General features: G+C 70.5%; 17 protein-coding genes, 2 pseudogenes and 1 riboswitch. Of the genes and pseudogenes, 10 read left to right on the top strand and 9 right to left on the bottom strand.

Annotated elements, in window-relative coordinates:
• Positions 1-139: 139 nt before the first annotated feature.
• Genes ACZ67T_RS42610 through ACZ67T_RS42595 form a run of 4 tightly spaced genes read left to right on the top strand, consistent with a single transcriptional unit; the run spans position 140 to position 6,154 of the window.
• On the top strand, positions 140-1,522 hold the full coding sequence (locus ACZ67T_RS42610) for an esterase/lipase family protein (RefSeq protein ID WP_469991988.1): 1,383 nt from the start codon (positions 140-142) through the stop codon (positions 1,520-1,522).
• A complete protein-coding gene (locus tag ACZ67T_RS42605) occupies positions 1,519-3,477 on the top strand; it encodes an ATP-binding protein (RefSeq protein ID WP_469991986.1) in 1,959 nt (652 codons plus the stop codon). Before ACZ67T_RS42610 ends, ACZ67T_RS42605 begins: the two co-directional genes overlap by 4 nt.
• Positions 3,474-5,939 (top strand): WD40 repeat domain-containing protein, encoded by a 2,466-nt coding sequence (locus ACZ67T_RS42600; RefSeq protein WP_469991984.1) that lies wholly within the window; start codon positions 3,474-3,476, stop codon positions 5,937-5,939. Before ACZ67T_RS42605 ends, ACZ67T_RS42600 begins: the two co-directional genes overlap by 4 nt.
• Complete coding sequence (locus ACZ67T_RS42595; protein WP_469992002.1) at positions 5,936-6,154, top strand: DUF6406 domain-containing protein; 219 nt, start codon at positions 5,936-5,938, stop codon at positions 6,152-6,154. The genes ACZ67T_RS42600 and ACZ67T_RS42595 overlap by 4 nt, the downstream gene beginning before the upstream one ends.
• Before the next feature lie 37 nt (positions 6,155-6,191).
• On the opposite strand, the gene ACZ67T_RS42590 is transcribed toward ACZ67T_RS42595, so the two are convergent.
• The 6 genes from ACZ67T_RS42590 to ACZ67T_RS42565 form a co-directional block, all read right to left on the bottom strand.
• Positions 6,192-7,151 carry a PfkB family carbohydrate kinase gene (locus tag ACZ67T_RS42590; protein WP_469991982.1) on the bottom strand — a complete coding sequence of 320 codons (960 nt, stop codon included), beginning with the start codon at positions 7,149-7,151 and terminating at the stop codon, positions 6,192-6,194.
• Positions 7,148-8,623 carry a purine-cytosine permease family protein gene (locus ACZ67T_RS42585; RefSeq protein ID WP_469991981.1) on the bottom strand — a complete coding sequence of 492 codons (1,476 nt, stop codon included), beginning with the start codon at positions 8,621-8,623 and terminating at the stop codon, positions 7,148-7,150. The genes ACZ67T_RS42590 and ACZ67T_RS42585 overlap by 4 nt, the downstream gene beginning before the upstream one ends.
• A gap of 67 nt (positions 8,624-8,690) precedes the next feature.
• Positions 8,691-9,695, bottom strand: a complete 1,005-nt coding sequence (locus ACZ67T_RS42580; protein WP_469991979.1) for an ADP-ribosylglycohydrolase family protein — start codon at positions 9,693-9,695, stop codon at positions 8,691-8,693.
• Positions 9,692-10,411, bottom strand: coding sequence for a GntR family transcriptional regulator (locus tag ACZ67T_RS42575; protein ID WP_469991977.1), 720 nt, complete (start codon positions 10,409-10,411; stop codon positions 9,692-9,694). Before ACZ67T_RS42575 ends, ACZ67T_RS42580 begins: the two co-directional genes overlap by 4 nt.
• 147 nt (positions 10,412-10,558) lie before the next feature.
• Complete coding sequence (locus ACZ67T_RS42570; protein ID WP_469991975.1) at positions 10,559-10,738, bottom strand: hypothetical protein; 180 nt, start codon at positions 10,736-10,738, stop codon at positions 10,559-10,561.
• A 187-nt stretch (positions 10,739-10,925) separates the two neighbouring features.
• Positions 10,926-11,141 (bottom strand): hypothetical protein, encoded by a 216-nt coding sequence (locus ACZ67T_RS42565; RefSeq protein WP_469991973.1) that lies wholly within the window; start codon positions 11,139-11,141, stop codon positions 10,926-10,928.
• A gap of 320 nt (positions 11,142-11,461) precedes the next feature.
• Between ACZ67T_RS42565 and ACZ67T_RS42560 the strand changes: the two genes are divergently transcribed.
• Both ACZ67T_RS42560 and ACZ67T_RS42555 read left to right on the top strand, forming a co-directional pair.
• Positions 11,462-12,040 (top strand): hypothetical protein, encoded by a 579-nt coding sequence (locus tag ACZ67T_RS42560; protein WP_469991971.1) that lies wholly within the window; start codon positions 11,462-11,464, stop codon positions 12,038-12,040.
• A gap of 37 nt (positions 12,041-12,077) precedes the next feature.
• On the top strand, positions 12,078-12,818 hold the full coding sequence (locus ACZ67T_RS42555; RefSeq protein WP_469991970.1) for a YcnI family protein: 741 nt from the start codon (positions 12,078-12,080) through the stop codon (positions 12,816-12,818).
• Between the two features lie 132 nt (positions 12,819-12,950).
• Here ACZ67T_RS42555 and metE read toward each other — a convergent pair whose 3' ends face one another.
• Together metE and ACZ67T_RS42545 are read right to left on the bottom strand one after the other, a co-directional pair.
• Positions 12,951-15,275, bottom strand: a complete 2,325-nt coding sequence (metE, locus tag ACZ67T_RS42550) for a 5-methyltetrahydropteroyltriglutamate--homocysteine S-methyltransferase (protein WP_469991968.1) — start codon at positions 15,273-15,275, stop codon at positions 12,951-12,953.
• A gap of 163 nt (positions 15,276-15,438) precedes the next feature.
• Positions 15,439-15,674, bottom strand: a riboswitch (cobalamin riboswitch).
• Between the two features lie 178 nt (positions 15,675-15,852).
• Positions 15,853-15,981 (bottom strand): annotated as a pseudogene (locus tag ACZ67T_RS42545) (3-hydroxyacyl-CoA dehydrogenase family protein); the annotation flags it as partial.
• Between the two features lie 750 nt (positions 15,982-16,731).
• On the opposite strand from ACZ67T_RS42545, the gene ACZ67T_RS42540 reads away from it, so the two are divergent.
• The 3 genes from ACZ67T_RS42540 (at position 16,732) to ACZ67T_RS42530 (ending at position 19,819) form a co-directional block, all read left to right on the top strand.
• Entirely contained in the window at positions 16,732-17,472 is a 741-nt protein-coding gene (locus ACZ67T_RS42540) for a hypothetical protein (protein ID WP_469991966.1), read from the top strand.
• Between the two features lie 159 nt (positions 17,473-17,631).
• Entirely contained in the window at positions 17,632-18,252 is a 621-nt protein-coding gene (locus ACZ67T_RS42535; RefSeq protein ID WP_469991965.1) for a sigma-70 family RNA polymerase sigma factor, read from the top strand.
• A 130-nt stretch (positions 18,253-18,382) separates the two neighbouring features.
• A complete protein-coding gene (locus ACZ67T_RS42530) occupies positions 18,383-19,819 on the top strand; it encodes a PepSY-associated TM helix domain-containing protein (RefSeq protein WP_469991963.1) in 1,437 nt (478 codons plus the stop codon).
• A gap of 84 nt (positions 19,820-19,903) precedes the next feature.
• Here ACZ67T_RS42530 and ACZ67T_RS42525 read toward each other — a convergent pair.
• Positions 19,904-20,235: pseudogene (locus ACZ67T_RS42525) on the bottom strand (NUDIX hydrolase); the annotation flags it as partial.
• 943 nt (positions 20,236-21,178) lie between these two features.
• Here ACZ67T_RS42525 and ACZ67T_RS42520 point away from each other — a divergent pair.
• A complete protein-coding gene (locus ACZ67T_RS42520) occupies positions 21,179-22,255 on the top strand; it encodes a M4 family metallopeptidase (protein ID WP_469991961.1) in 1,077 nt (358 codons plus the stop codon).
• Positions 22,256-22,363 lie beyond the last annotated feature (108 nt).

Raw genomic sequence — 22,363 nt, 5'->3', positions numbered from 1 at the left:
CCCGGCCGGTGTCGGCGATCGCCTTGTCGGAGAGGGGCTCCCCGGCCGTACGCGCGCGAGTCGGGCGTCGATCGCGGACCCATGCCCTTCCAACTGGACCTTCGCTAACGTGTGTTGTCCAATAATACGGGGAGGGCGTATGGGACCGACCGGCACGTCCGACGCCAGTCGGGACGCGGTCATGGTGCTGCCCGGCATCATGGGCAGCGAGTTGGTGGAGGCCGAGTCGGGGCGTGTGCTGTGGGGGCTCGGCGACGCACGGTGGTACGCACGCGCGTGGACCACAGGGGCGTCCCTGGCCGGACTGCGTGTCACCGACGAGGAGCGGCAGGGGCGGACGGGGCGGATCGTGGCGACACGGCTGCTGCGGTTTCCTGCCTTCGCCCCTGTGCTGCGTGGCTTTGAGCCCTATACGGCGTTGATCGCCGGGATCCGGCGGGTGACGGCGCACGCGGACGCCGTGGCGGAGTTCCCCTACGACTGGCGGCTGCCGATCGAACTCAACGCGAAGCGCCTCGCTTTGGCGGCCGAGCAGCACCTGAACTCCTGGCGCGCGCATCGTAGCGGGAGCCGGCAGGCGCGGCTCGTGCTGGTCGCACACTCCATGGGAGGGATCGTCGCGCGGTACTTCACGCATGTCCTCGGCGGGGGAGCGGAGGTGCGCACCGTGATCACGCTCGGTACGCCGTACCACGGGGCGGTGAAGGCGGTGCAGATCCTCAGCACCGGGCGTGGGGCGCCGCTGCCATTGCCGCGCCGCAGGCTGCGTGACCTGGCGACGACGCTTCCGGGCCTGTATGACCTGCTGCCCAGCTACCGCTGCGTGGACGAGGGTGCGTCCGCGCGCCGGCTGGTGGCGGGCGACATCGTCGGCATCGGCGCGGATGGCGCCCTCGCCACATCCGCCCTCGCCGTCCGCGAACGTCTCCTAGCCGCGGCGTCCGGCCCGCATACCCGCCCCCTCGTTGGCGTCGAGCAGCGCACGGCGCAGTCCCTGACCTTCCAGGATGGCATTGCCGAGCTGCACGACTACGTGTGTGAGGACGGCGACGACGGCGCGCTGCGCCGTGTCGACCGGCGTGGCGACGGCACCGTCTACCGGGACGCGGCCTGGATCGGTGGCGCTGAACCGGTGCACCTGCCGCAGACCCACGGCGCGATGTCACAGACCAGTGAGTCGCTCGCCCACGTACGAGCCATCCTGACGGAGCGTCGACTCGGCCCACCTCTCGGCGCCACCGGCATCGCCCTCGATGTGCCCGACGTGGTCGCGGCCGGGCGGCCCTTCGACGTTGGCGTGGAGCTGCAGACCGACCTGGTATCCGTATCCGTGCAGGTGACGAGCGCTCATACGCATCACGTCCTCGCGCGGCCCCGGCTCATGGCGCGCGAGGGCACACTGGCCGCTCAGGTGACCTTGCCCGACCCGGGGCTGTACCGGGTCGAGGCCAAGGCCGGCGGCTTCTCGCCCGTCACCCAACTCGCCCTGGCCGCCCGACCGGAGGACCTGGCAGAGGGATGACCGAGAGTACGACGGTGTACGACGCGACGTCCTCGAACGGCGACGGCCAAGGGTCGGCCCGCTTCCCGGTCGTCTGCCTGCCGATCGGGCGCTACCGCCACCACGCACCCCTCGAAGCCGACGAGGCCGCGGCCAAAGTCGCAGAGTTGTTTGCCGAGTTGGGTGGTCGGGCCGAACCCTGGTCGGTGCCGGGCGGTGCGCGCAACAGGTCCGCCGTAGAGGTACGCCTGGAGCAGTGGGCCGGGCCGCCCGCCGCGCGGAGTTCGGTCCTGTACTGGGCCGGGCACGGCGAAGCGGCGCCCGACGGGGCCTGGCTCGCCGTCCACGAGACACCCGGTTCGATGCGCACGCGCGGGCTGCTGCCCGAGACCCTCGCCGCGTTCATCGACGCGGAGTGGTCGCGCCGCATCGCCGATCCGCACGCCTGGACGGTCGTGGTCATCGAGGCGTGTGGCGCCGAGCGGTTCGCCGACCTGGTTGCCGTACGGCTGCTCAGCGGAGACAAACCGCGGCGCCTCGCGATCGTCGGAGTTGGTGGCTATGGGGCCGGTCACCTGGGAGAGTTCGCCGACGCGCTCGCCGGGGCGCTCGCCTCATACACCGACAACGACGAGTCGATCCGGCTCGCCGATCTGATGCTGCGCTTGCACGACCGCATGCAGGTCGGCAGCATCCATGCCGACGCCTTCGACCTCCACCTGGCGCCCGCGCTGCCGCGCCCGCGCCTGCTGTCGTCCGGTGTCACCGCACCTCTGGACGTGTACGCCGAACTCCAGGCCTTCCTGGCCGAGTTGCCCCCCGACGAGCGTGGCCATTTCATCCCCAAGGCGCAGGGTGCCGAACAGGGCGAACTGGCCTGGTACTTCGTCGGCCGTGACCGGGAGCGTGCCGACATCGCTCGCTGGCTGCGTACGGAGTCGTCGGGCCTGCTCGTCGTCACGGGCCGGGCCGGGGCCGGCAAGTCCGCGCTGCTCGGCAACGTACTCGTGCACACCCATCCCGAACTGCGTGAACTGCTGGTCAGAAGTGGGTACTTGCGTGAACTCGAAGGCGAAGAGCGGCTGCCGGACAGGGTCTTCGATGCCGTCATTCACCTGACCGGGGCGTCGCTGGGTGAACTTGTGGGCCGGGTGGCCGAGTGCGCCGACCTTGGGGAGCGGGCCGAGGTGGGATCCACTGCGCAGGACATCGAGTGGCTCGTGGACGGGCTTGGCCGGCGCGCCGAGCCGTTCACGCTGCTCGTCGACGCGCTCGACGAGGCCCAAGAGCCGCTCGACATCGCCGGATCGCTGCTTCGCCGACTGGCCGCGCTGCCCTGCGTGCGGGTCGTGGTCGGCACCCGTGCCTCGACGCAGGAAGGCCCCGACCAGCCGGAGACCGAGGATCGTGACCTCATCGAGTCGTTGGGCGCGGCACGCCTCGTCGCCGTGCTGCGCGACCCGGAGGCACTCGGGGAGTACGTGCGACTGCGGCTTGACCACGCCTTGGTCGCCGTCGACCCGGTGTCCGTCGAAGCCGCAGCCCGCCATATCCAAGCGTACGACCGGCACTTCCTGTACGCCCGGCTCGCCGTACACGAGATCGTCGCCGACCCGCATCTGATGACGCCGGAAGGCAACGAAGCGCTCATCGAGCTGCTCCGGCGGGACCACCGTGCCCTGTTCGGCGCGGCGGTCGAGCGTCTCGCCCGGCGCTCCGCGGCTGCGGAGCCGCTGCTTGAGGCGCTTGCTCTGGCCCGCGGCCGTGGACTGCCCCGGGCCGACCGGATCTGGGCGATCGCGGCCGGGGCACTGTCCGATGGCAGTCCGGTGACCGACCTCGACATCGACGACCTCATTGAGGCGGCAGCCCCGTACGTCATGCTCGACTCCGAACACGGGCAGAGCGTGTACCGCCTCGCCCACCGCACCTTCCAGGAACACTTCCTCAATCCGCCGCAAGGGCAGGAGAGATGACACGGTCGTCGGCTGATCGCCACCGCAGGATCGCCCAGAGCCTCATCGCCGCTGCCTCGGCGGATTCCCCCAACCCGTACGTCACGCACCACCTCGCCGGCCACGTCGCCGAGGCTGGCGCCTGGCAGGACCTCGCCGACGCACCGGACGTGCTCGACCACCTCGAGCCCCGGGCCGTCGCGGCGGAGGCGCTGCGGCTCGGTTACGGGCGCAGCGGCCTCCCGGACTCCATCACCGCCACGCTCGTGGCCCGTGACCTGCTGGCATCGGTGGCCCCCGAGGACCGGGCGACCGTCCGCGCCCTCACCAGCGCACGCTTCGTCGGGGCTCGTGCCGGGGCCGAGGCACCTCGCGGCGATGCCACGTGGTCCGTGCGCTGGACCAGGCTGCGCCGCGATCTCCTCCCGGCGATCGTCACCGACTGCGCCAGCCCGGTGGAGGCGCTGCGCGCGTTCACGCTGCCGGACGGGCGGCAGCTTCTCGCCGTCGGGACGCAGGACGGAAGGGTGCGGCTGTGGGACTCGGAGTCGGTCCTTGACGCCGCCATGTCTCCCGTCGAGGAACTGTCGTACGACCGCTCGGTCCACACCCTCGAGACCGTCGAGACGCCGGACGGATCGATCATGCTGGCCTCCGGGGTCGGCCGGACCGTCCACCTGTGGGACCCGGTGGCACGGTCGGCGGTCGGTACGTCCGTACTGGACACCGACGCCGGCTCCGGGAAACGCGCATTCCGTGAGCCCGCCTGGAAGGCGGTGAGCCTGCCCGACGGCCGCCCGCTGATCGCTGTCTGCGACACCAACAACGTCCGGTTGTGGGACCCGTTCACCGGTGACCGCGTCGGCCCGCAACTCATCGGGCCCGAGTCGCTCACGGTGCAGCAGGCGATCAGCGACGGTTCGGACAGCCTGGACGGGGTCCTGGCGCCGGTGACCCTGCCGGACGGCCGGGTGCTGCTCGTCGTCGGAGGCACGTCCCGGGTCCTGGACTCGATCGACGGCTCCACCGACTTCGCATTCGGGTGTCTATGGGCGTGGGACGTCGCCACGGGTGAGCTGGTGTGGCGCCTCCGCACCGGGTACAGCGGCACCCTCACGGCCCTCACCACGGTGTCTCTACGTGACGGACGGGAGGCCCTGGCCACCGCGGGCGGCGGCGGGGTGGTGCGGCTCTTCGACCCCGAGGGCCCCATCCAGGTAGGGGAGTGGTTGCACGGCAACGGTGCCGACGTGGTCGGGGCCTCCACCGTGCGCCTGAGGCACGGGCGCACCGCGCTGGTCACCGTCGGCGGCGACCGCACGGTGCGGGCCTGGGACCCCGCGACCGGCACGCTCCTCGGCGCGCCGATGTCCGCCCAGAACAGCGGCGTACGCGCACTCACCGGCCTGCACCTCGCCGACGGCCGGTCCTTCGTGGCGGGCGGCGGCGAGGACGGCACAGTACAGCTCTGGGACCCCGAATCGGCGGGACACATCGACGACCCGCTGGCCGGCCCCGTCGACCACCTTGTCTCACTGCCCGCCCGGCCGGGCGCCATCCTGCAGAGCAGACCGCTGCTCGCCTCCGTGAGCAGCGACGACACCCTCCAACTCTGGGAGGCCTCTAGCGGACTGCCCATGGCGCAGCCACTTCCGGACGCCCCCGGCCGGCCGGTCGCCGTACCGATGCCCAAGGGCCCGACCCTGCTCGCACTGGGAGACGGCAAAGGCCCGATCCGGTTGTGGGACCCGGAAGCCCACCGGGTCGTACGCAGTATGACGAGCCTGAACCCGTTCCGTCGCATACATCTGATCGACTACGCCACGGCCGTGGCTGCGGTGCCCTGGCGCCGCGGAGGCACAGCGGTGGCCGTCAGGGACAGATCGGTCGTCACGCTGTGGGACCCGGCCTCGGGGCGGGGCATCAACAACCGGCACTTCCCCATGGGCTTCGACCCACTGAATGCCGCGGCGATGACTCTCCCCGACGGCCGGACCGTGCTGGTCACGAGCTCGAAGGACGGCATCAGGCTCTGGGAACCCAGGACCGGCGCGCGCCTCGCGGAGTGGACCTGCGAACTCGTCTACCCCACCACTGTCACCCCGGTGACCTGGCCCGACGCCAACCCGCTGCTGGCGGTGACCGGCAAGTCGAGCACGCGCCTGGTGGATCTGTTCTCCGAGGACGCCCCGCGGGACCGGGTGCGGACGGCACTGGCCGTGGGTTCCGAGCCCGCGATGGGACGCTCCGAGCGCCCGATGATCTTCGGCAGACATCCGCACGCGATCGCGGGATGCCTCACGCGTGCAGGCCGGCGGATGGTGGCCACCGGCGGCACAGAGGGAGTGCTGCGTCTGTGGGAGCCGGAGACAGGTGAGTTGGTGCACGCGCTGCCTGTCGGGGCTCCGATCAACGCGCTGCTGGCCGTGGACGACCTGCTCGTGATCGGGTCAGGGGACGGGCTGATCGCCTTGGAGAGCTGAGCGGCTTCAGGGATGCTCGAGGTCACCAGTACACACTTGAGGGCTACCAGGAGTCCGACGCCTCGGTCAGGGTCCGGCTCGTGGCCGTCGCCACCGGAGCTGGGCGGACCCACACCCTCCGTGTCGGGGACACCTTCTCCGTGGGCGAGGAGACGTGGCGGCTCGACAAGTTGACGGGAGGGCCGAGTCGATCGCACGGCTGTGGCCCCGGATGAGGTCGGGGGCCACAACCGTGCGGTCACATCCCCATGGTCACCCGTCGAGCCGCACGCCGCGTGCGTCGAGGAACGCCGTGAGTTCGGTCGCTGTCGGGCCGGTCGCCGGCCCGCGCCGGGTGACCGCGAGAGCGGCCGCCGCGTTCGCGCCCCGGGCCGCCTCGTCAGCGGGAACCCCGCGGCCAAGGAGTGCCAGGAACGCGCCTACGTGCGCGTCCCCGGCCCCGTTGCTGTCCACGGCGTCCACCGGGAACCCGGGCACGTGCACCGCAGCACCCCCGTCCGGCGCGGCCAGCCAGCAGCCGTCCTTGTCGGCCCGCACCACCACACCGGCCCCGGCCCGCAGCCGCCCGCGCAGCGCCTCGGCCGCCGCGCGTGGATCGGCCAGCGCGGTCATCAGCTCGGCCTCCCGCGCATTGCAGCTCAGCCAGTCGGTGCGGGCGAGCACCGGGTCGAGGACCGCGGCCGGGATGTCCGCCACCAGCGGCGCCGGGTCGAAGCAGACCCGTACGTCGTCCGCGAGGTCTGTCACCACCTCGGCCAGGAGCGGCCCGTTGACTTCCATCACCAGGCCGTACCCAGAGACCTGCAGGAGGTCGCCGCCGCGCACGGACCCGGCGATCGTCTGCGCCTCCTCGGGGGTCATCCGTGCGTCGACCCCGAAACTTGTCACGAACGTACGCTCGCCGCCGCCGTCGACCAGCGCCACACAGAATCCGGTGTCGCCGTCCGTGCGCGCCCTGAGCACCGTGCCGATGTCCTCGGTCGCGAGTGAGGAGCGTACGAGGTCGCCGTACGGGCCGCTGCCGTGCAGCCCTGCGTACACGGCTTCGGCGCCGAGCCGCCGCGCGGCGGTCAGTGTGTTGAAGCCGCCACCCGCGTACAACTCCGTACGCGTACCGATGACATCGCCACCGCGCTCCGGCAGGGCGGGCACCTCGATGACCAGATCGGCGATGACGTTTCCGGCGAGCACGACACGGGAGCGGGCGGTCATCGAGTGGCCTCCTCAAGGGGGGTGGAGTCGGCGGCGGGGGTGGTGAGAGTCACCGGCGAGCGGCGCCCGAGCAGCGCGTACAGTGCGCCGCCCACGACGATGGCGATGAGCCAGCCGAGCCCGTTCATCCCGAGCCAGGAGTCGGCGAGCGGTCCCTTGAACCACACGTCGTCCGCGCTCGTCGCGGCCGTCGTGAACAGCAGCCCGGCCACGATCGCCGCCAGCCAGGCGATGACGGCGGGCAGATGGAAGCCGCCGTGGTACCAGTACCGGCTGCCCCGACCCGTGTTCATCAGCGCCGACGGGTCGTACTCCCGTCCGCGCAGCATGTCGACGGCGATCACTCCGATCCACGCCGAGATCGGCACGGCGAGCAGCGTGAGGAACGTACTGAACGGACCGTAGAAGTCATCGGCGATCAGCATGAAGTAGATGCCGCCGAGGAACATCAGCACGATGTCGATGCAGACCGCCCAGGCGCGCGGCACGCGCAGACCGAGCGTGATCATCGTCAGGCCGGCCGAGTACGTGGACAGGTGATTGGACATCAGCAGCCCGCCGAACGCCGCGATCAGATACGGCACCGCCATCCACGTCGGCAACATCGCGTTGATCGCGGAGACCGGATCGGCGGAGGTGGCGAGGGACGGGTCGCCGGCCGTGAGCAGCGAGCCCAGCGAGATCAGCAGTACGAGCGGGATGCCGGCGCCGAAGGCCGAGGCGCGCACGAGGCGCCCGCCGGGGATCGACTGAGGCAGGTAACGGGCGTAGTCCGCACCGGCGTTGGCCCAGCCGATGCCGGTGCCCGAGGCGATGAACCCGATACCTGCGACGACGGCGCTGGCCCGGCCCGCCGGCGCGTCGAGCACCTTCTGCCAGTCGACGGTGGCGACGAGGAAGCCCATGACGACGAGGTTCAGGACGCCGAAGGCCACCGTCGCCCACTTGTTGATCCACATGATCGTGGCATGCCCGAGCCCGCTGATCAGCAGCGTGCAGAGGATGAAGACCAGCAGACAGACCAGGGTGAGGACGGTGCCCTTGCCCACCCCGAACAGGGTGTTGAGGAGAGCGAGGAGGGCGTACGCCGCTGTGGTCGTCGTGATCGTCTCCCAGCCGACCCGGCTCAGCCACGTCATCAGCGTGGGGCCGTGGTTGCCGCGCTGCCCGAACACGGCGCGCGACAGTGTCAGGGCCGGCGCCCCGCCCTTCTTGCCGGCCAGGCTGAGCGCGCCCACCAGGGCGAACGATCCGACCGAGCCGACGACCGCGACGAGCGCGGCCTGCCAGATGTTCAGGCCGCGGAAGGCGACGAGCGTCGCGCCGAGCGGCAGCCCGAGGATCGATATGTTCGCGGCGAACCAGGTCCAGAACATCTGGCCGGCGTGGCCGTGCCGTTCGGTGTCGGGGACCGGTTCGATCCCCCGGGTCTCTACGGTGCCGACGCGGTCGTTCGTCGTTGAAGCGGCCATCGCGGAATTTCCTTGCTGGGCTGTGGGTGGGGTGTGGATGTGGGTGTGTGGTGTGGAGCGGTGGGTGTCAGTGACGGTGAGTGAGCAACTGGCGTGTCAGAGACTCCAGTTCGAGGTCGTTGACCTCGTGCAGGGTGCGTACCTCGGTGGCGGGCAGGGCGGCGAAGCCGTGCACGGAACCGGCGATCGCGCCCGCGATCGCGCCGATCGTGTCGCTGTCGCCGCCGAGATTCGCCGCGAGGAGTGCGGAGCGCCACGGGTCGCCGTCGGCCAGCGCGAGCACCGCGAAGGCGGCGGGCACCGACTCCTGGCTGGCGACGCTGGTGCCGATGAGCGCGTCGATCCGGTCGAGAGCCGCGTCCTGGTCGAGGCCGACGACCAGGTCGCGCGCCCAGCCGATCCGCGCCGAGATGCTGGCGCCCGCGATCCAGTGCCCGCGCCGGGCGCCGGCCGCGGACAGGCTGATCGCGGCGTCGAAGGCGTCGTCGAGACTGCCACCCGCGACGCCGGTGGAGACCGCGGCCGCGACCGCCGCCGCGCCCGCGATGCCGACGGTGGTGTCGTGCGTGACCTGGCAGGACTCGACGACCCGGTCGAGGAACCGCTCGGTGTCGGGAGCGCAGGCGAAGGCGATGCCGACCGGGGTGACCCGCATCGCGGCACCGTTCGTGGTGCCGTACTTCCCGGCCTCCTTGGGGTCCGTGCCGCGGGCCACGGAGTCGAGCGCCGCCTTTGTCGACGGGCCGAGCAGGTCGAACGACCCCTTGGCCTTCATCTCCTTCTCCCAGGAAAGGAGTTCCTCGGCGAACCGCAGCGGGTCGACGTGCCCGCCGCCCTCGACGAGCAGTCGCGCCACGATGACCGCCTGGTCCGTGTCGTCGGTGACGGACCCGGCGGGCATCCCTGCGCTGACCGGGTTGTCGGGCTGCGCGGATTCGAAGCCGCGCAGTGTGCCGTAGACGCGAACGACGTCGGCGCGCGACATGACCTGGGTCGGCATGCCGAGGGCGTCCCCGAGCGCGAGGCCGTAGAAGGCCCCGAGGGCGCGGTCGAACTCAGGGGTGTCGGTCACAGGTGGCCTCCTCGGTCGGTACGTACGTGCAGTTGGAACCGGGCGGGATCCAGCAGGCTCGTCACCTGCTCGACCACCCCCCCGTCCGCGTCGCGAAACACCTGGGCGACGCGGAGGAAGGACTCGCCGGGGGAGCGGTGCAGGGACGAGGCATCGGCGTCCGCCAGTCCCGCGACGCCTATTTGTGCCTCAGCGGAGTCCGGGATCCGGCCCGCCGCGGTGAGCGTGCGGCTCAGCGAGTTCCCGTCCAGGCCGCGCTCGGCCAGGCCGGCGAGCTCGCCCACGGCGGGCACCCGGCTGAACTCCAGGGAGACACCGTGTCCGTCCGGCAGTCGCCGTACCCGGTCAAGGGCCGTGAACTCGTCGCTCTCCAGGCCGAGTTCGGCGGCCAGGGCCGCATCCTTGATCCGCTCGAACCGCAGGACGTGGGTGCTGAGTTCGGTGCCTCGATCGGCGAGGGCCCGGGTCCAGCCGAGCCGCTGGTCGAGCGGGGTGCCGTCGAAGGTGACGATCGAACCGATTCCGGGGTGCGTCTCGATGAGCCCTTGCTCGCCCAGGACCCCGAGGGCCTGCCGCACGGTCGTCCGGCTGACCCCGAATCGCTCCCGCAGGGCGTGTTCGCCGGGCAGCTTGGTGCCGTCGGCGTGCACACCTGCACGGATCTCGTCTGCGAGGTCCCGGGCGACGCGATGATGTTTATGAACCTGTCCAGGCATGTCTAGAAGGTAGATGTAAAGAAGCCGACGTGTCTAGACCTGCCCGATGTGGATTCGATCGGCCGCTCCGGGCACGTCAAGGCGTGGTGCTTCAAACTGCTTCACACCCCTTGAGCTGGAGTGTTGCCGAGTGATCAGCTGCCCGCGTCACCCAGGAGGCGGTCGGGTGGCGGTCGCGCCCAGGACCCGGATCCGGCGCAGCGTGCGCAGCACATCTTGCGGAAGCCGGTGCAGCGGCGCCGCCATGAACGCCCGATCGTTCATCGGCATCAGGCGCAGCATCGCGAATGTGCTCGCCACACTCAGGTAGGCCAGTCGCAGCGGCATGGTGGATCATCATGCCGCGGCTCTCGTCAGCGGGGCGAGGGCGCCTGTGCCATCAGCCACAGTTGCCGCGCTCCAGACTCCGCACACTGGCTCCCACCAGGACGGATGAGTTTTCGGCAAGGGCAGGGCCGGGAAGCCTGGACGCTTTCCGGCCCGCCGCACACGTCGTGCGCCTTACACGTACATCTCAGGGCAGGGCGATGCCGTCCAGCTTCCCTGCCTTGGCGTCCTCGACCAGGTTGGAGAATTGGTCGAAGCTCATCTGGACACGCTGGCCGAAGTCGTCGGTCAGGATGATCCGTCGTTCGGCGGGGGCGTTGGGGTCGACGAAGAGCTGGGGGCAGCCGCAGTCGCATTTGCCGCAGAACGTGGCGACAGGCTGCAGTCCGCTGATGTCGGTCATGCCGCTGTACCTCCGTGGGCGTGGGATCGCGCGCGTCGGTGTCCGAGACCGGCGGTCGCGGGGACTGTACGGGGGATACCCGGCGTGGACGGCGCGGATGCACGCTCCTGTCGCGTGTGGGGGCGAGGTGGATGGCTGATGTGCGCCCCTGCTCCGGCGGTGCTCCAGGTGCCTCGATTTCATCCGGAGGGCCGGGAACTGAACGGTCCTTGCGTCCGACTCGTAAGGAGGAGGCAGGTGCGGTCGGGGTGATTCGCGGGCGGTGGTGTATGCGCGGGCGGCGGGATAGATCCTCTGGCCGTGTGGGAGCATCCGGTGCGATGAGGGTGTCTCTGGGGGTTCGGAGCGTGCGCGCGGCGGTGTTCGCGGTGCTGTGCGTACTCCTCGCTGCCGGAGGGCACGCGCTGGCAACGGGTGAGGCGCCGTCGGTGTGGGTTCAGGTTGCCGCAGGCGGCCCGGTCTTCGTGGCCGGCTGTCTGCTGGGCGGCCGGGAGCGGTCGCTGGCTGGCATAGGCGCCGTGACGCTCGCTGCTCAGAGCGCACTGCACGTCGTCTTCCACGCTGTCCGGCCGCCTCACGCCGCGATGGTCATGCACGGCATGCGGATGACCGCCCATGCCCATGCGTTGACACCGCACGCCACCGCTGTCCACGTGGGGGCGGCTTCCGTCCTGACGTGGTGGTTGCGGAGGAGCGAGGCCGCACTGTGGTCGCTGTTGCGGTGGGCGATCGAGTTCGTGCCGGGGCTCGTCGCCTGGTGGCAGGCCGTTGGAGGAGTGCCGGACACTCTGCTGCCGGGACCTCGGCCCCGCGCGGAATCCTGGTCATTGAGGGGTGTGCGCCTGCGGTACGCCGTGCACCGGCGGGGGCCGCCGACAGGGGCGTCGTACGCCATCTGACCGCGACATCCCTTCCAGTACGGAGATCCACTCACCCATGTTCCGAGCACGTACCGCCCTGCGCCGAGCCGGCGCCGTGACCGCCCTGGCGGCCGCCGGAGTCCTGGCCGCCGCGGGCATCGCCTCCGCGCACGTCACCGTCCACCCCGAAAGCTACGCCAAGGGCGCCACCGACGGCGTCCTGACCTTCCGCGTGCCCAACGAGGAGGGCGCCGCCTCCACCACCAAGGTGCAGGTCTTCCTGCCCACCGACCACCCCGTCCTCGGCGTTCTCGTCACCCCGCAGGACGGCTGGACGGCCAAGGTGACCAGCACCAAGCTCAAGACACCCGTCAAGACCGACGACGGCACCATCACCGACGCCGTCTCCGAGATCACCTGGACCGGCGGAAAGATCGGTGCCGGGCAGTACCAGGACTTCAATGTCGCCTTCGGCCAGCTGTCGGACGACACCGACCAGCTGACCTTCAAGACCCTGCAGACCTACTCCGACGGCAAGACCGTCCGTTGGATCGAGGACGCGTCCGGCGGGGAGGAGCCGGAGAACCCCGCGCCTGTGCTCAAGCTGACCGCCAAGGGCGCGGACGAGGACGGCGGCACGGCGGTCACCCCGTCGGCGAGCGCGAAGAGTTCCGCGCGTACTGAGTCGACCGCGTCGAGCAGTGACTCGACCGCACGTGGGCTCGGTGTCGCCGGGCTGGTCGTGGGCGTGCTGGGGCTGGCGGCGGCGGTGTTCGCCGTCCTGCGCAGCCGCGCCACCGGATCCCGCGCCGAGTAGAGCACGCGTAGCGGGCCCTGCCGGCGCTGCTTCGCCGACAGGGCCCATATGCCGGGGTCCGCGTGACGCGGGCCACATCCCTGGCCGGGGCCGGGCCGGGGCGCGTGGTGCCCCGGCCCGGACTTGATCGGCTCAGGACGTGGTCGTCCTGAGCTCCTCGCGGACTGCGCGCGCGGCTGCGACGAGGTTCTCCAGCGAGGCGCGGGTCTCGGGCCAGCCGCGGGTCTTCAGGCCGCAGTCGGGGTTGACCCAGAGCCGCTCGGCGGGGATGGCCTCAAGTCCCGTACGCAGCAGGGACGCCGCTTCGTCTGCGCTGGGGACACGCGGGGAGTGGATGTCGTACACGCCGGGACCTGCCTCGCGCGGGTAGCCGTGCTCGGCGAGTTCGTGGGCGACCTGCATGTGGGAGCGGGCGGCTTCCAGGCTGATGACATCGGCGTCGAGGTCGTCGATGGCCTGGACGATGTCGCCGAACTCGGCGTAGCACATGTGGGTGTGGATCTGGGTGTCCGGGCGTACGCCGCTGGTGGTGAGACGGAATGCCTCGGTGGCCCAGAAGAGGTAGGCGGCGTGGTCGGTGGCGCGCAGGGGCAGGGTCTCGCGCAGGGCGGGTTCGTCGACCTGGATCACCGAAGTGCCGTTCGCCTCAAGGTCGTTCACCTCGTCGCGCAGGGCGAGGGCGACCTGGCGTGCGGTGTCGGCCAGTGGCTGGTCATCGCGGACGAAGGACCAGGCGAGCATGGTGACCGGGCCGGTGAGCATGCCCTTGACGGGCCGGTCGGACAGCGACTGTGCGTACGCCGTCCAGCGCACCGTCATCGGCTCGGGACGCGAGATGTCGCCGGCCAGGACCGGCGGACGGACGTATCGGGTGCCGTAGGACTGCACCCATCCGTGCTGCGTGGCCAGGTATCCGGTGAGCTGCTCGGCGAAGTACTGCACCATGTCGTTGCGCTCGGGCTCGCCATGTACCAGGACGTCCAGGCCGGTCTTCTCCTGGAAGGAGATCACGTCCTGGATCTCGGCGCGGATGCGGTCCTCGTAGCCTGCCGTGTCGATTCGGCCGGCCCGCAGGTCGGCACGCGCGGTGCGCAGCTCGGTGGTCTGGGGGAACGAGCCGATGGTGGTGGTCGGCAGCAGCGGCAGGCCGAGGAGGGCGCGTTGGGCGGCGGTCCGCTCGGCGTACGGCTGGGAGCGGCGTGCGTCGGTGTCGGTGACGGCCGTGACGCGGGTGCGGACGGCCGGGTCGTAGGTGATCGGCGATCCGGCGCGCGAGGCCAAGTCGGCCTTGTTGGCCGCGAGTTCGGCCGCGATGGTGTCGGTTCCCTGGGCCAGGCCCTTGGCGAGGGTGGCCACCTCGGTGGTCTTCTGCCGGGCGAAGGCGAGCCAGCGCAGGATCTGGGGCTCGATGTCCCGCTCGAGGGATGCGTCGAGCGGTACGTGGAGCAGTGAGCAGGAAGCGGCGACGTCGACCCGGTCGGCAAGGCCCAGCAGGGTGCCGAGCGTGCTGAGGGACTTCTCGAGGTCGTTGAGCCAGATGTTGCGGCCGTTGACGACACCGGCGACCAGGCGCTTGCCGGGCAGGCCGCCGACTGCGGCGAGGGCGTCGAGGTTCGCGGCGGCGGCCTCGGTGAAGTCGAGGGCGAGACCGTCGACCGGTGCCTTGGCCAGTACTGGCAGGGCGTCACCCAGACGTCCGAAGTAGGAGGCCACCAGCAGCTTCGGGCGGTCCGTGAGGGCGCCCAGGTCGCGGTAGGCGCGTGCGGCGGCGTTCAACTCGGCCGGAGTGCGGTCCTGGACGAGGGCGGGTTCGTCGAGCTGCACCCACTCGGCGCCGGCGGCGCGCAGATCGGCGAGCACGTCGGCGTACACGGGCAGCAACCGGTCCAGCAGTGTCAGCGGGTCGAAGTCCGCGGCGACACCCGGCGCGGGCTTCGCGAGCAGCAGATACGTGACCGGGCCGACGAGGACCGGCCGGGCGGACAAGCCCTGAGCGAGGGCTTCCCCGAGTTCGGTGACCTGCTTGGTGGAGTCGGCGGTGAACGCGGTGTCCGGGCCCAACTCCGGTACCAGATAGTGGTAGTTGGTGTCGAACCACTTGGTCATCTCCAGCGGCGCCACGTCCTGCGTGCCGCGAGCCATGGCGAAGTACCCGTCGAGGGCGTCGACGGCGACGGCGGCGCGGTGGCGCTCGGGGATCGCGCCCACCATGACGGTGGTGTCGAGGACGTGGTCGTAGCAGGAGAAGTCGCCGGTGGGGACTTCTCCGATGCCCGCGTCGGCGAGCTCCTGCCAGTTGATCCGGCGCAGGTCGGCGGCGGTGGCGCGGAGGGCGTCGGCGGTGACGCGGCCCTGCCAGTAGCCCTCGATCGCCTTCTTCAGCCGGCGGTTCCGTCCCTGGCGGGGGTAGCCGTACACGGTGGCCCGTGCTGCCGCGGCCGCGGTCTTGGTGGTCACGGAGATCTCCTTCGAGAGACGTATCCCTGGGATCCCGGAGACCGACGCGGTCAAGAAGGAGTGGCAGACCGGCGGCACGTCCTCGCGCGGCAAGGCGCGGTCGTCCGCTCGGTACGTACGCCGACCCGCCCTCGAGGTCACCGGAATGTCCGCGCGCGCGTCGTACGGGCACGGGCAGATGGCAGGTCTTCGGACTCGTGGGCGCGCCTCGTCACGTACGGAACTCGTACGAGGCTCCTACTGGCCATCGCTTCCCAGGTCCCGTTCGTCGGGGCCCAGTGCGTGATGACGGCGGTCGTTCCCACTCACCGCTGCGGGGCAGTCCCGGATTCCCACCGGGTTCCCTCTTGCGACACTCCCGTCTGGCGGACGGGGCGAACCAGCTGCGTCGGTCACCCTACGGGTCGCCGGTCGGGCGATGGCAGGGAGTCCGGGTTTCGGACGGTGAGGTGTGACACGTCTGTGGGGGAAAGCAGCCAGCGGGCGGAGCGGGAGACGGTCCCCGTGCGCCGTCTCCCGCCTCGTCCGCTCGCCGCCGCCGGGCCCTCATCCCGGCAGCGGTACCCGGGCCTGCCTCTCAGCCCCGGTGGTCCTTGGCGGTGTGCGCGTCGTAGCGGTGAAAGCCGCGACCGGTCCTCCGGCCCAACAGCCCTGCCTCGACCATGCGTTGCAGCAGAGGAGGCGGCGCGTAGAGCGGCTCCTTGAACGCGCCCGGTAGCCATCGCGCACGTTCCGGTCGGCCGGCGAGCCGCGGCCGGCGCACCCGCCCCGCGATCCCGGTGAGCCCAAGGACCGCCACCAGAGCACCGCCGCCGTCGGCCCCGGAGCGAGGTGACGTACTCCGTGCAACGACAGGTATGTGTTGACCCAGGCGATGCCGCACCCGAGGAACAAGGAGAAGATGGCCGGCCAGGCGATCATCCCGCGCGGCGGCCCGGCGGCGAGCCCGGACCTCGATCGCGGGTCGCGAGGCAGGATGCGAACCGGCGATCAGGCAGCGCCACGGACCTTGGGTGTCCACCACCCGCCCGGCCGGCGGCGACAGCACGGCCGCCCGCTGCGAATCCCGCGGAGGTCGTCAGACCGAGCACCGAGGCGCCCAGGCCGCTCACGATCCGCGCACCCAGTGCCCGAGCAGGCACACCTGCATCATCGAGAACGACATCGCGCACGTCAGCAGCCAGGTCAGGCACCCGTCGTACCCGGCGGACGGCCACCGCCCGCAGAGGCCGTCGACTCAATGGCCGTCGTAGGGTCCCATCTTGCACCGCCGTCACGGGTTCCCTCTCCAAACATCCGGACTTCACCGGGTCTCAAGAGCCTTCGGATGCGGCGGCGGGGGAGTTCCGAGGCCTATCTGTGTCCTGCACCGCATCTCCCGCACGGCTGACGCCACCCCACCAATTTCCGTACCGGCCGGTGATCACGGAATCACGGGTGCAAAGATGAGCCCGCGATGACGACAGGGTGGGGTGCTCGCACAGGACGGGCCGCGGTGTTCGCGGCCGTCTGTGTGCTGCTCACCGCCCTGGGCCACACCCTGATGTCGGGGGGCACCGTGCCGTGGTGGTCGCTCAGTGCCGGGGCTGTCGTGACGGGTGGTGCGGCATGGTCGCTCGCCCGACGCGAGCGCGGGCTCGTCCTCGTCGTCGGCATGGCCGTTGCCGCGCAGGCGGCGCTGCACTCGCTGTTCTCGCTCGCCCAAGTGCTTGCGCACCCGGAGGCGTCCGGCGGCTCACTCGCGCAGCAGTGGCTGGGCCATGTGTTGTGCGGGGCGCCGATGGACGCCGGCCACCCGGCCATGGACATGAGTTCCATGGACATGGGGCCGGGCATGGACCTGGGCTCCATGAACCACTCCATGGCTGCGCCGGGCTCGATGGACTCCATGGGGTCGGCGATGGGCATGGGCCATGGCATGGGGGGCATGTCTCCGCTCGGCATGCTCCTGGCCCACCTCATGGCGGCCGTAGTCAGCGGCCTGTGGCTCGCCTGTGGCGAGCAGGCCGTGTTCCGGATCGCCCGGTCGTTCGCGGCCTGGCTTGTCGCCCCGCTGCGGCTGCTGAGGCTGCCTACGCCGCCGCACCGGCCACGCGTCCGCGCCCGCAGGGCGGAGTCCGACCGGGCGCCGCGCCTGCTTCTCCTGATCCATGCGATCACTTCTCGGGGTCCGCCCGCGGGGACCGCTGTCGCCTGACGACAGCCGGCTTCCCGAGGCTGCGCCGCACCCTCGGGCCCCGGCCGTGCGCCCGAGCGGGCCGCGCGGCCGTTTTCCCGCACACCGGACCGGGATCCCCTGTGCCCTTCGGGACGCTGTCGGTCCTGGTTCCGGATGATCCGAGAGGGACTCCAGGTGATGACCCCTGCTCCGACGTCCGCCCCGCCATGGGCGGACGTGCACGGGCCGGACGACTCGGCGGCCCGTCGCGACGACTCGATCACCGCCTGGGCGCTCGCCGCCCGCAGTGGTGATCCGGTCGCCGCCGACCGCTTCGTCCGTGCCCTCCACCGCGACGTGCAGTGCTACGTCGCTCATCTCTGCCACGACGCGCAGGCCGTGGACGATCTCGCGCAGGACACGTTCCTGCGCGCGCTCGGCAGCCTGCACCGCTTCGAGGGCCGCTCCACGGCCCGCACCTGGCTGCTGTCCATCGCGCGCCGCGCGGTGATCGACAGCTACCGGTACGCGGCCGCCCGGCCCCGCCGTGCCGACACGGCGGACTGGCAGACCGCCGCCGAACTCGCCCAGCCGCGCGGGCTGCCCGGATTCGAGGACGGCATAGCCCTCCTCGATCTGCTGGACAGCCTGCCCGCCGACCGCCGGGAGGCGTTCGTGCTCACCCAACTGCTGGGCCTGCCCTACGCGGAGGCGGCCGAGCGCAGTCACTGCCCGGTCGGCACGGTCCGTTCCCGTGTGGCCCGCGCCCGCTCGACCCTCGCGCGGGAAGTCGTCGAAGCCGAACCGCCGGCCGTCTGAGCAGCGGGCGGCCGCAGTGGCTTCCGCCACATCGGCCGCCCGCCCGGAACTCCCCCGTCCGAAGAGCCGACCACTGCACCGGCGCGTCTTCGGACGTCCACTCGTCCCCCCTGGAAGCAGGAGCACCCCCATGTCCGTCATACCGTCAACCCGCCCCGCCGAGGAGAACAACCCGGCGCCACCACCGCCGGCCACCGGGTCCGCCTGGGGATCACTGCGCCCCCTGGTGCTGCGACTGCACTTCTTCGCCGGGGTGTTCGTCGCCCCGTTCCTGTTCGTCGCCGCCGTGACCGGCTTCCTGTACGCCTGCTCGTTCCAGGCCGAGAAGATCGTGTACTCCCATGAACTGACCGTCCCCGCCGGCACATCCGAACTGCCGATGTCCCAGCAGGTGGCCGCGGCCCACAAGGCCCACCCCGAGGGCACCGTCGCCGCGGTGAGGCCCTCGCCCGAGGCCGGGGCGACCACCCGGGTACTGCTGTCCGGCGTACCCGGCGTGGACGCCGACCACAAGCTCGCCGTGTTCGTGAACCCGTACAACGGAGAGGTCCGCGGAGCCCTGGAGCAGTACGGCTCCACCGGAGCGCTGCCGCTGCGCACCTGGATCGACGAACTCCACCGAGACCTGCACCTCGGCGAAACCGGCCGTCTCTACAGCGAATTCGCCGCGAGCTGGCTGTGGGTGATCGCCGGTGGCGGCCTGGTGCTGTGGTTCGGCCGCCGCCGTGCACGCCGCAAGATCCGGGGCACGTCCGGCCGCCGCCGCACCCTGTCCCTGCACGGCACCGTGGGCGTTTGGGCCGCCCTCGGCCTGTTCTTTCTCTCCGCGACCGGCCTGACCTGGTCGACGTACGCCGGTGCTTCCATCAGTGACCTGCGCGAGTCGCTGAAGCAGACGACACCCACGGTCTCCTCGGCGGTCGCCTCCGGCGGTGAGCACGCCGGTCACGACATGGCGGGCATGGACATGGGCGGCAGCGGTTCAACCGCCTCCCATGCGAAGGACGTCGGCATCGACGCGGTCCTGAAGGCGGCGCGCGCCGAAGGACTGTCGAACCCGGTGGAGATGGTGCTGCCGGCCGACGACTCCTCCGCCTACGTCGTCCAGCAGATCCAGCGCAGCTGGCCGGAGAAGCAGGACTCGGTGGCCATCGACCCGGCCACCGGAGAAGTCACCGACGTCCTGCGCTTCAACGATTACCCGGTGCTCGCCAAGCTGACCCGCTGGGGCATCGACGCGCACACCGGCATGCTCTTCGGCATCGTCAACCAGATCGCCCTCGCCGCCCTCGCGCTCTGCCTGATCCTGCTGATCGTGTGGGGCTACCGAATGTGGTGGAAGCGAGGCAAGGGCTCCCGCTTCGGCCGCCCGATCCCGCGCGGTGCCTGGCAGCACGTACCGCCGTACATCCTCGTCCCCCTGATGACGGTGATCGCTGTTCTCGGCTATTTCGTGCCGCTGCTCGGTATCCCGCTCGCAGCGTTCATGCTCCTTGACATCGTGCTCGGAGAGATTTCGTACCGGAGAGGAAAGCGCTCGTACGCGCAAGCCATCGGAAAGAATTGACGACGCACTCTCACGTATGGCTGGGGCAAGCGCCTCCGTCTACGACTGCAAGTCGGACTCCTCCTGCGGGGAGCGGTGTGAGCTTCAGTGCTGGATCAGTCCGCCGACCGGAACGGGAGCGACGTGGCCCGTTGCCATGACGGTCTGGTCCAGGGCGAAGCCGATCTCACCCCAAGCAGAGATGATCGGCGCAGGCGAGCGAGGTCGGGGATCGGAGACCGGGCTGACGCGGCGGTCTCGCCGTGCGGTGCGGGCCGGAGCTGGCCGCCGGTGACGCGGACCTGGTAGAAGGTGCTGACATTCTGATGCTCGACTTCCATACGAGCGACGGCCGCTGGGATCACTCTCGAGTCCACGCCCAGCAGGCGTTCGACCACCGCGTCGCAACCGGTCTCCTCAGCGACCTCCCGGATGATGCCCCGTCATTTGCTGAACTCGGGCAAGGACGTCACTACATCTTCGTCTCGCCGACGGCTGTGCGGAGCCAGTCGAGCGACCAGGTCTCTACAACGGTCCGGGAGGGAGTTCGCGGGTTTCGTCGTCGGGCGTCCTTGGCTGTTTTCGATCCACCGTTGGGCGTGCTCATATCCCCGCGCCTTGTGCTCGACGTTCTGGATGAGGCACTCGAGTCTTTCGGCGTCGCAGGAGGAGACCACCTCAGGTGGCTCCTTCGCCCTGTCATCGGAGATGACGTCACGGATCGCATCCGCGGGGTCCTCGGGCGTCCCGACAACGGAAGCCCCGCAGGGATCTCGTGTCCTTCGCCCGCCTCCAAAACTTGCTCAGCAGGCTGCCTGATCCGGCCTGATCGCGCGACCGGAGGCTCGTCCGGGAACCCGCGCCGAGCTGCGCCAACGTGCCTGGCTTTTGGGGCATTGACCTCGGTGTCGGCGCCGAGGTCGATGCCGCCCCCTCGGTGAGATCCGGCTTGGTGACGGGCCACGGCCGGAGCTGCTGGATGCGGAGTTGCAGGCCTCTGGTGACGGGCGGAAACTGATGACATAGCACGCGCGCACATTGATCGCCCCTTGAAACCGGAAGGGTCTTCTCCTCCAGGGCGAGAACTCCATGCTCGGCACAGCAGCAGTTGACCGCCTTCGACATGAAGACGTCCTCGCCCGCGGCATCTCGAGGCGCACGTGCGTGCTCTTGAGGCAGTGGATCACGTCGTCCCCCTTGAGTGTGTCCGTGCCCAGCACCACGGTGGCAGCACCTTGTCCGCCGTGGGCGTGGCTCGTGGCGGCATCTGACGGGCCGACAGCACTGTTTTCACCAGGCCGTCTTGAGGTGCGCGCACGGGCGCGAGCATCAGGCGGATGAGGTGCGCTACCGCCATCCGCACCGATCGGAGCACATCCAATGACCGACGACATCCGGCACTCCTCGCTCAGGTCCGTGGCCGCGACGCCGTGTGCGATCGTGCCACCGCATCTGCTCAACCGGCTGGCCCGAGCCGAGGAACCGGCCGTGCACGAGCCTGCCCGCCGCACCCTTGCACTCGACGCGGCACAACGCGTCCAACGCAGGCTGATGGCTGAGATCGGCCCGACCGCCGCCCTACCTACGCACGGCCCTGACCATTCCGACCGCACCGTCTGCGACGTCGAGCACCGGCAGGATTTGCCCGGCAGACGCATACGCGGTGAGGGCGAGGCCGACGTATTGGACACCTCGGTCAATCAAGCCTACGACGGCCTTGGAGCCACCTTCGACTTCTATCTGCAGGCACTGTCCCGCTTGTCCATCGACGGGGCCGGCCTCCCGCTGGACGCCAGCGTTCACTACCGCCGGGACTACGACAATGCCTTCTGGGACGGCGAGCAGATGGTCTTCGGCGACGGGGACGGACGCATCTTCGGCGACTTCACCCAGTCCCCCGACGTCATCGGCCACGAGCTCACCCACGGCGTCACCCAATACACCGCCAACCTGACATACATGGGCCAGTCCGGAGCTCTGAACGAGCATCTGTCCGACGTATTCGGGTCCCTGGTCGAGCAGTACGCCAGGGGTGAGACGACCGAGGAAGCAAACTGGCTGATCGGCGAGGAACTGCTGCGCCCCGGCGTACAGGGCGTCGCTCTGCGCTCGATGAAGGCGCCCGGCACCGCGTACGACGACCATGAGCTCGGCAAGGATCCGCAGCCTGCCCACATGAACGACTTTGTGCAGACCTTCGCCGACAACGGCGGCGTGCACATCAACTCGGGCATCCCCAACCACGCCTTCTACCTCGCCGCCACCCAGCTCGGCACCCACGCCTGGGATGGCGCCGGCCGTATCTGGTACGACGTGCTCACCAGTGGCACGCTCGCCAGCGACGCCGACTTCATGTCCTTCGCACGGATGACCACGGACGCTGCCGACGCCTACGGGCCGCAGGAGCACGATGCGGTACTCCAGGCGTGGGATGCGGTCGGCGTACCCACGGGCTGAGTCGGCCGGTGTCTGAAGTTCCCCCTCTGAGCTGGACAGCCTGATACTGGGACGACAGGTCCCGGAGGAAGCAGTTCCAGGTAGTGAGCAAGAAGAGCAACACGAGCA

The sequence above is a fragment of the Streptomyces sp. NPDC107517 genome, from assembly GCF_055582645.1.
Note: the sequence above shows the minus strand (reverse complement) of the source record. Positions and strands in the feature narration are given on the sequence as shown.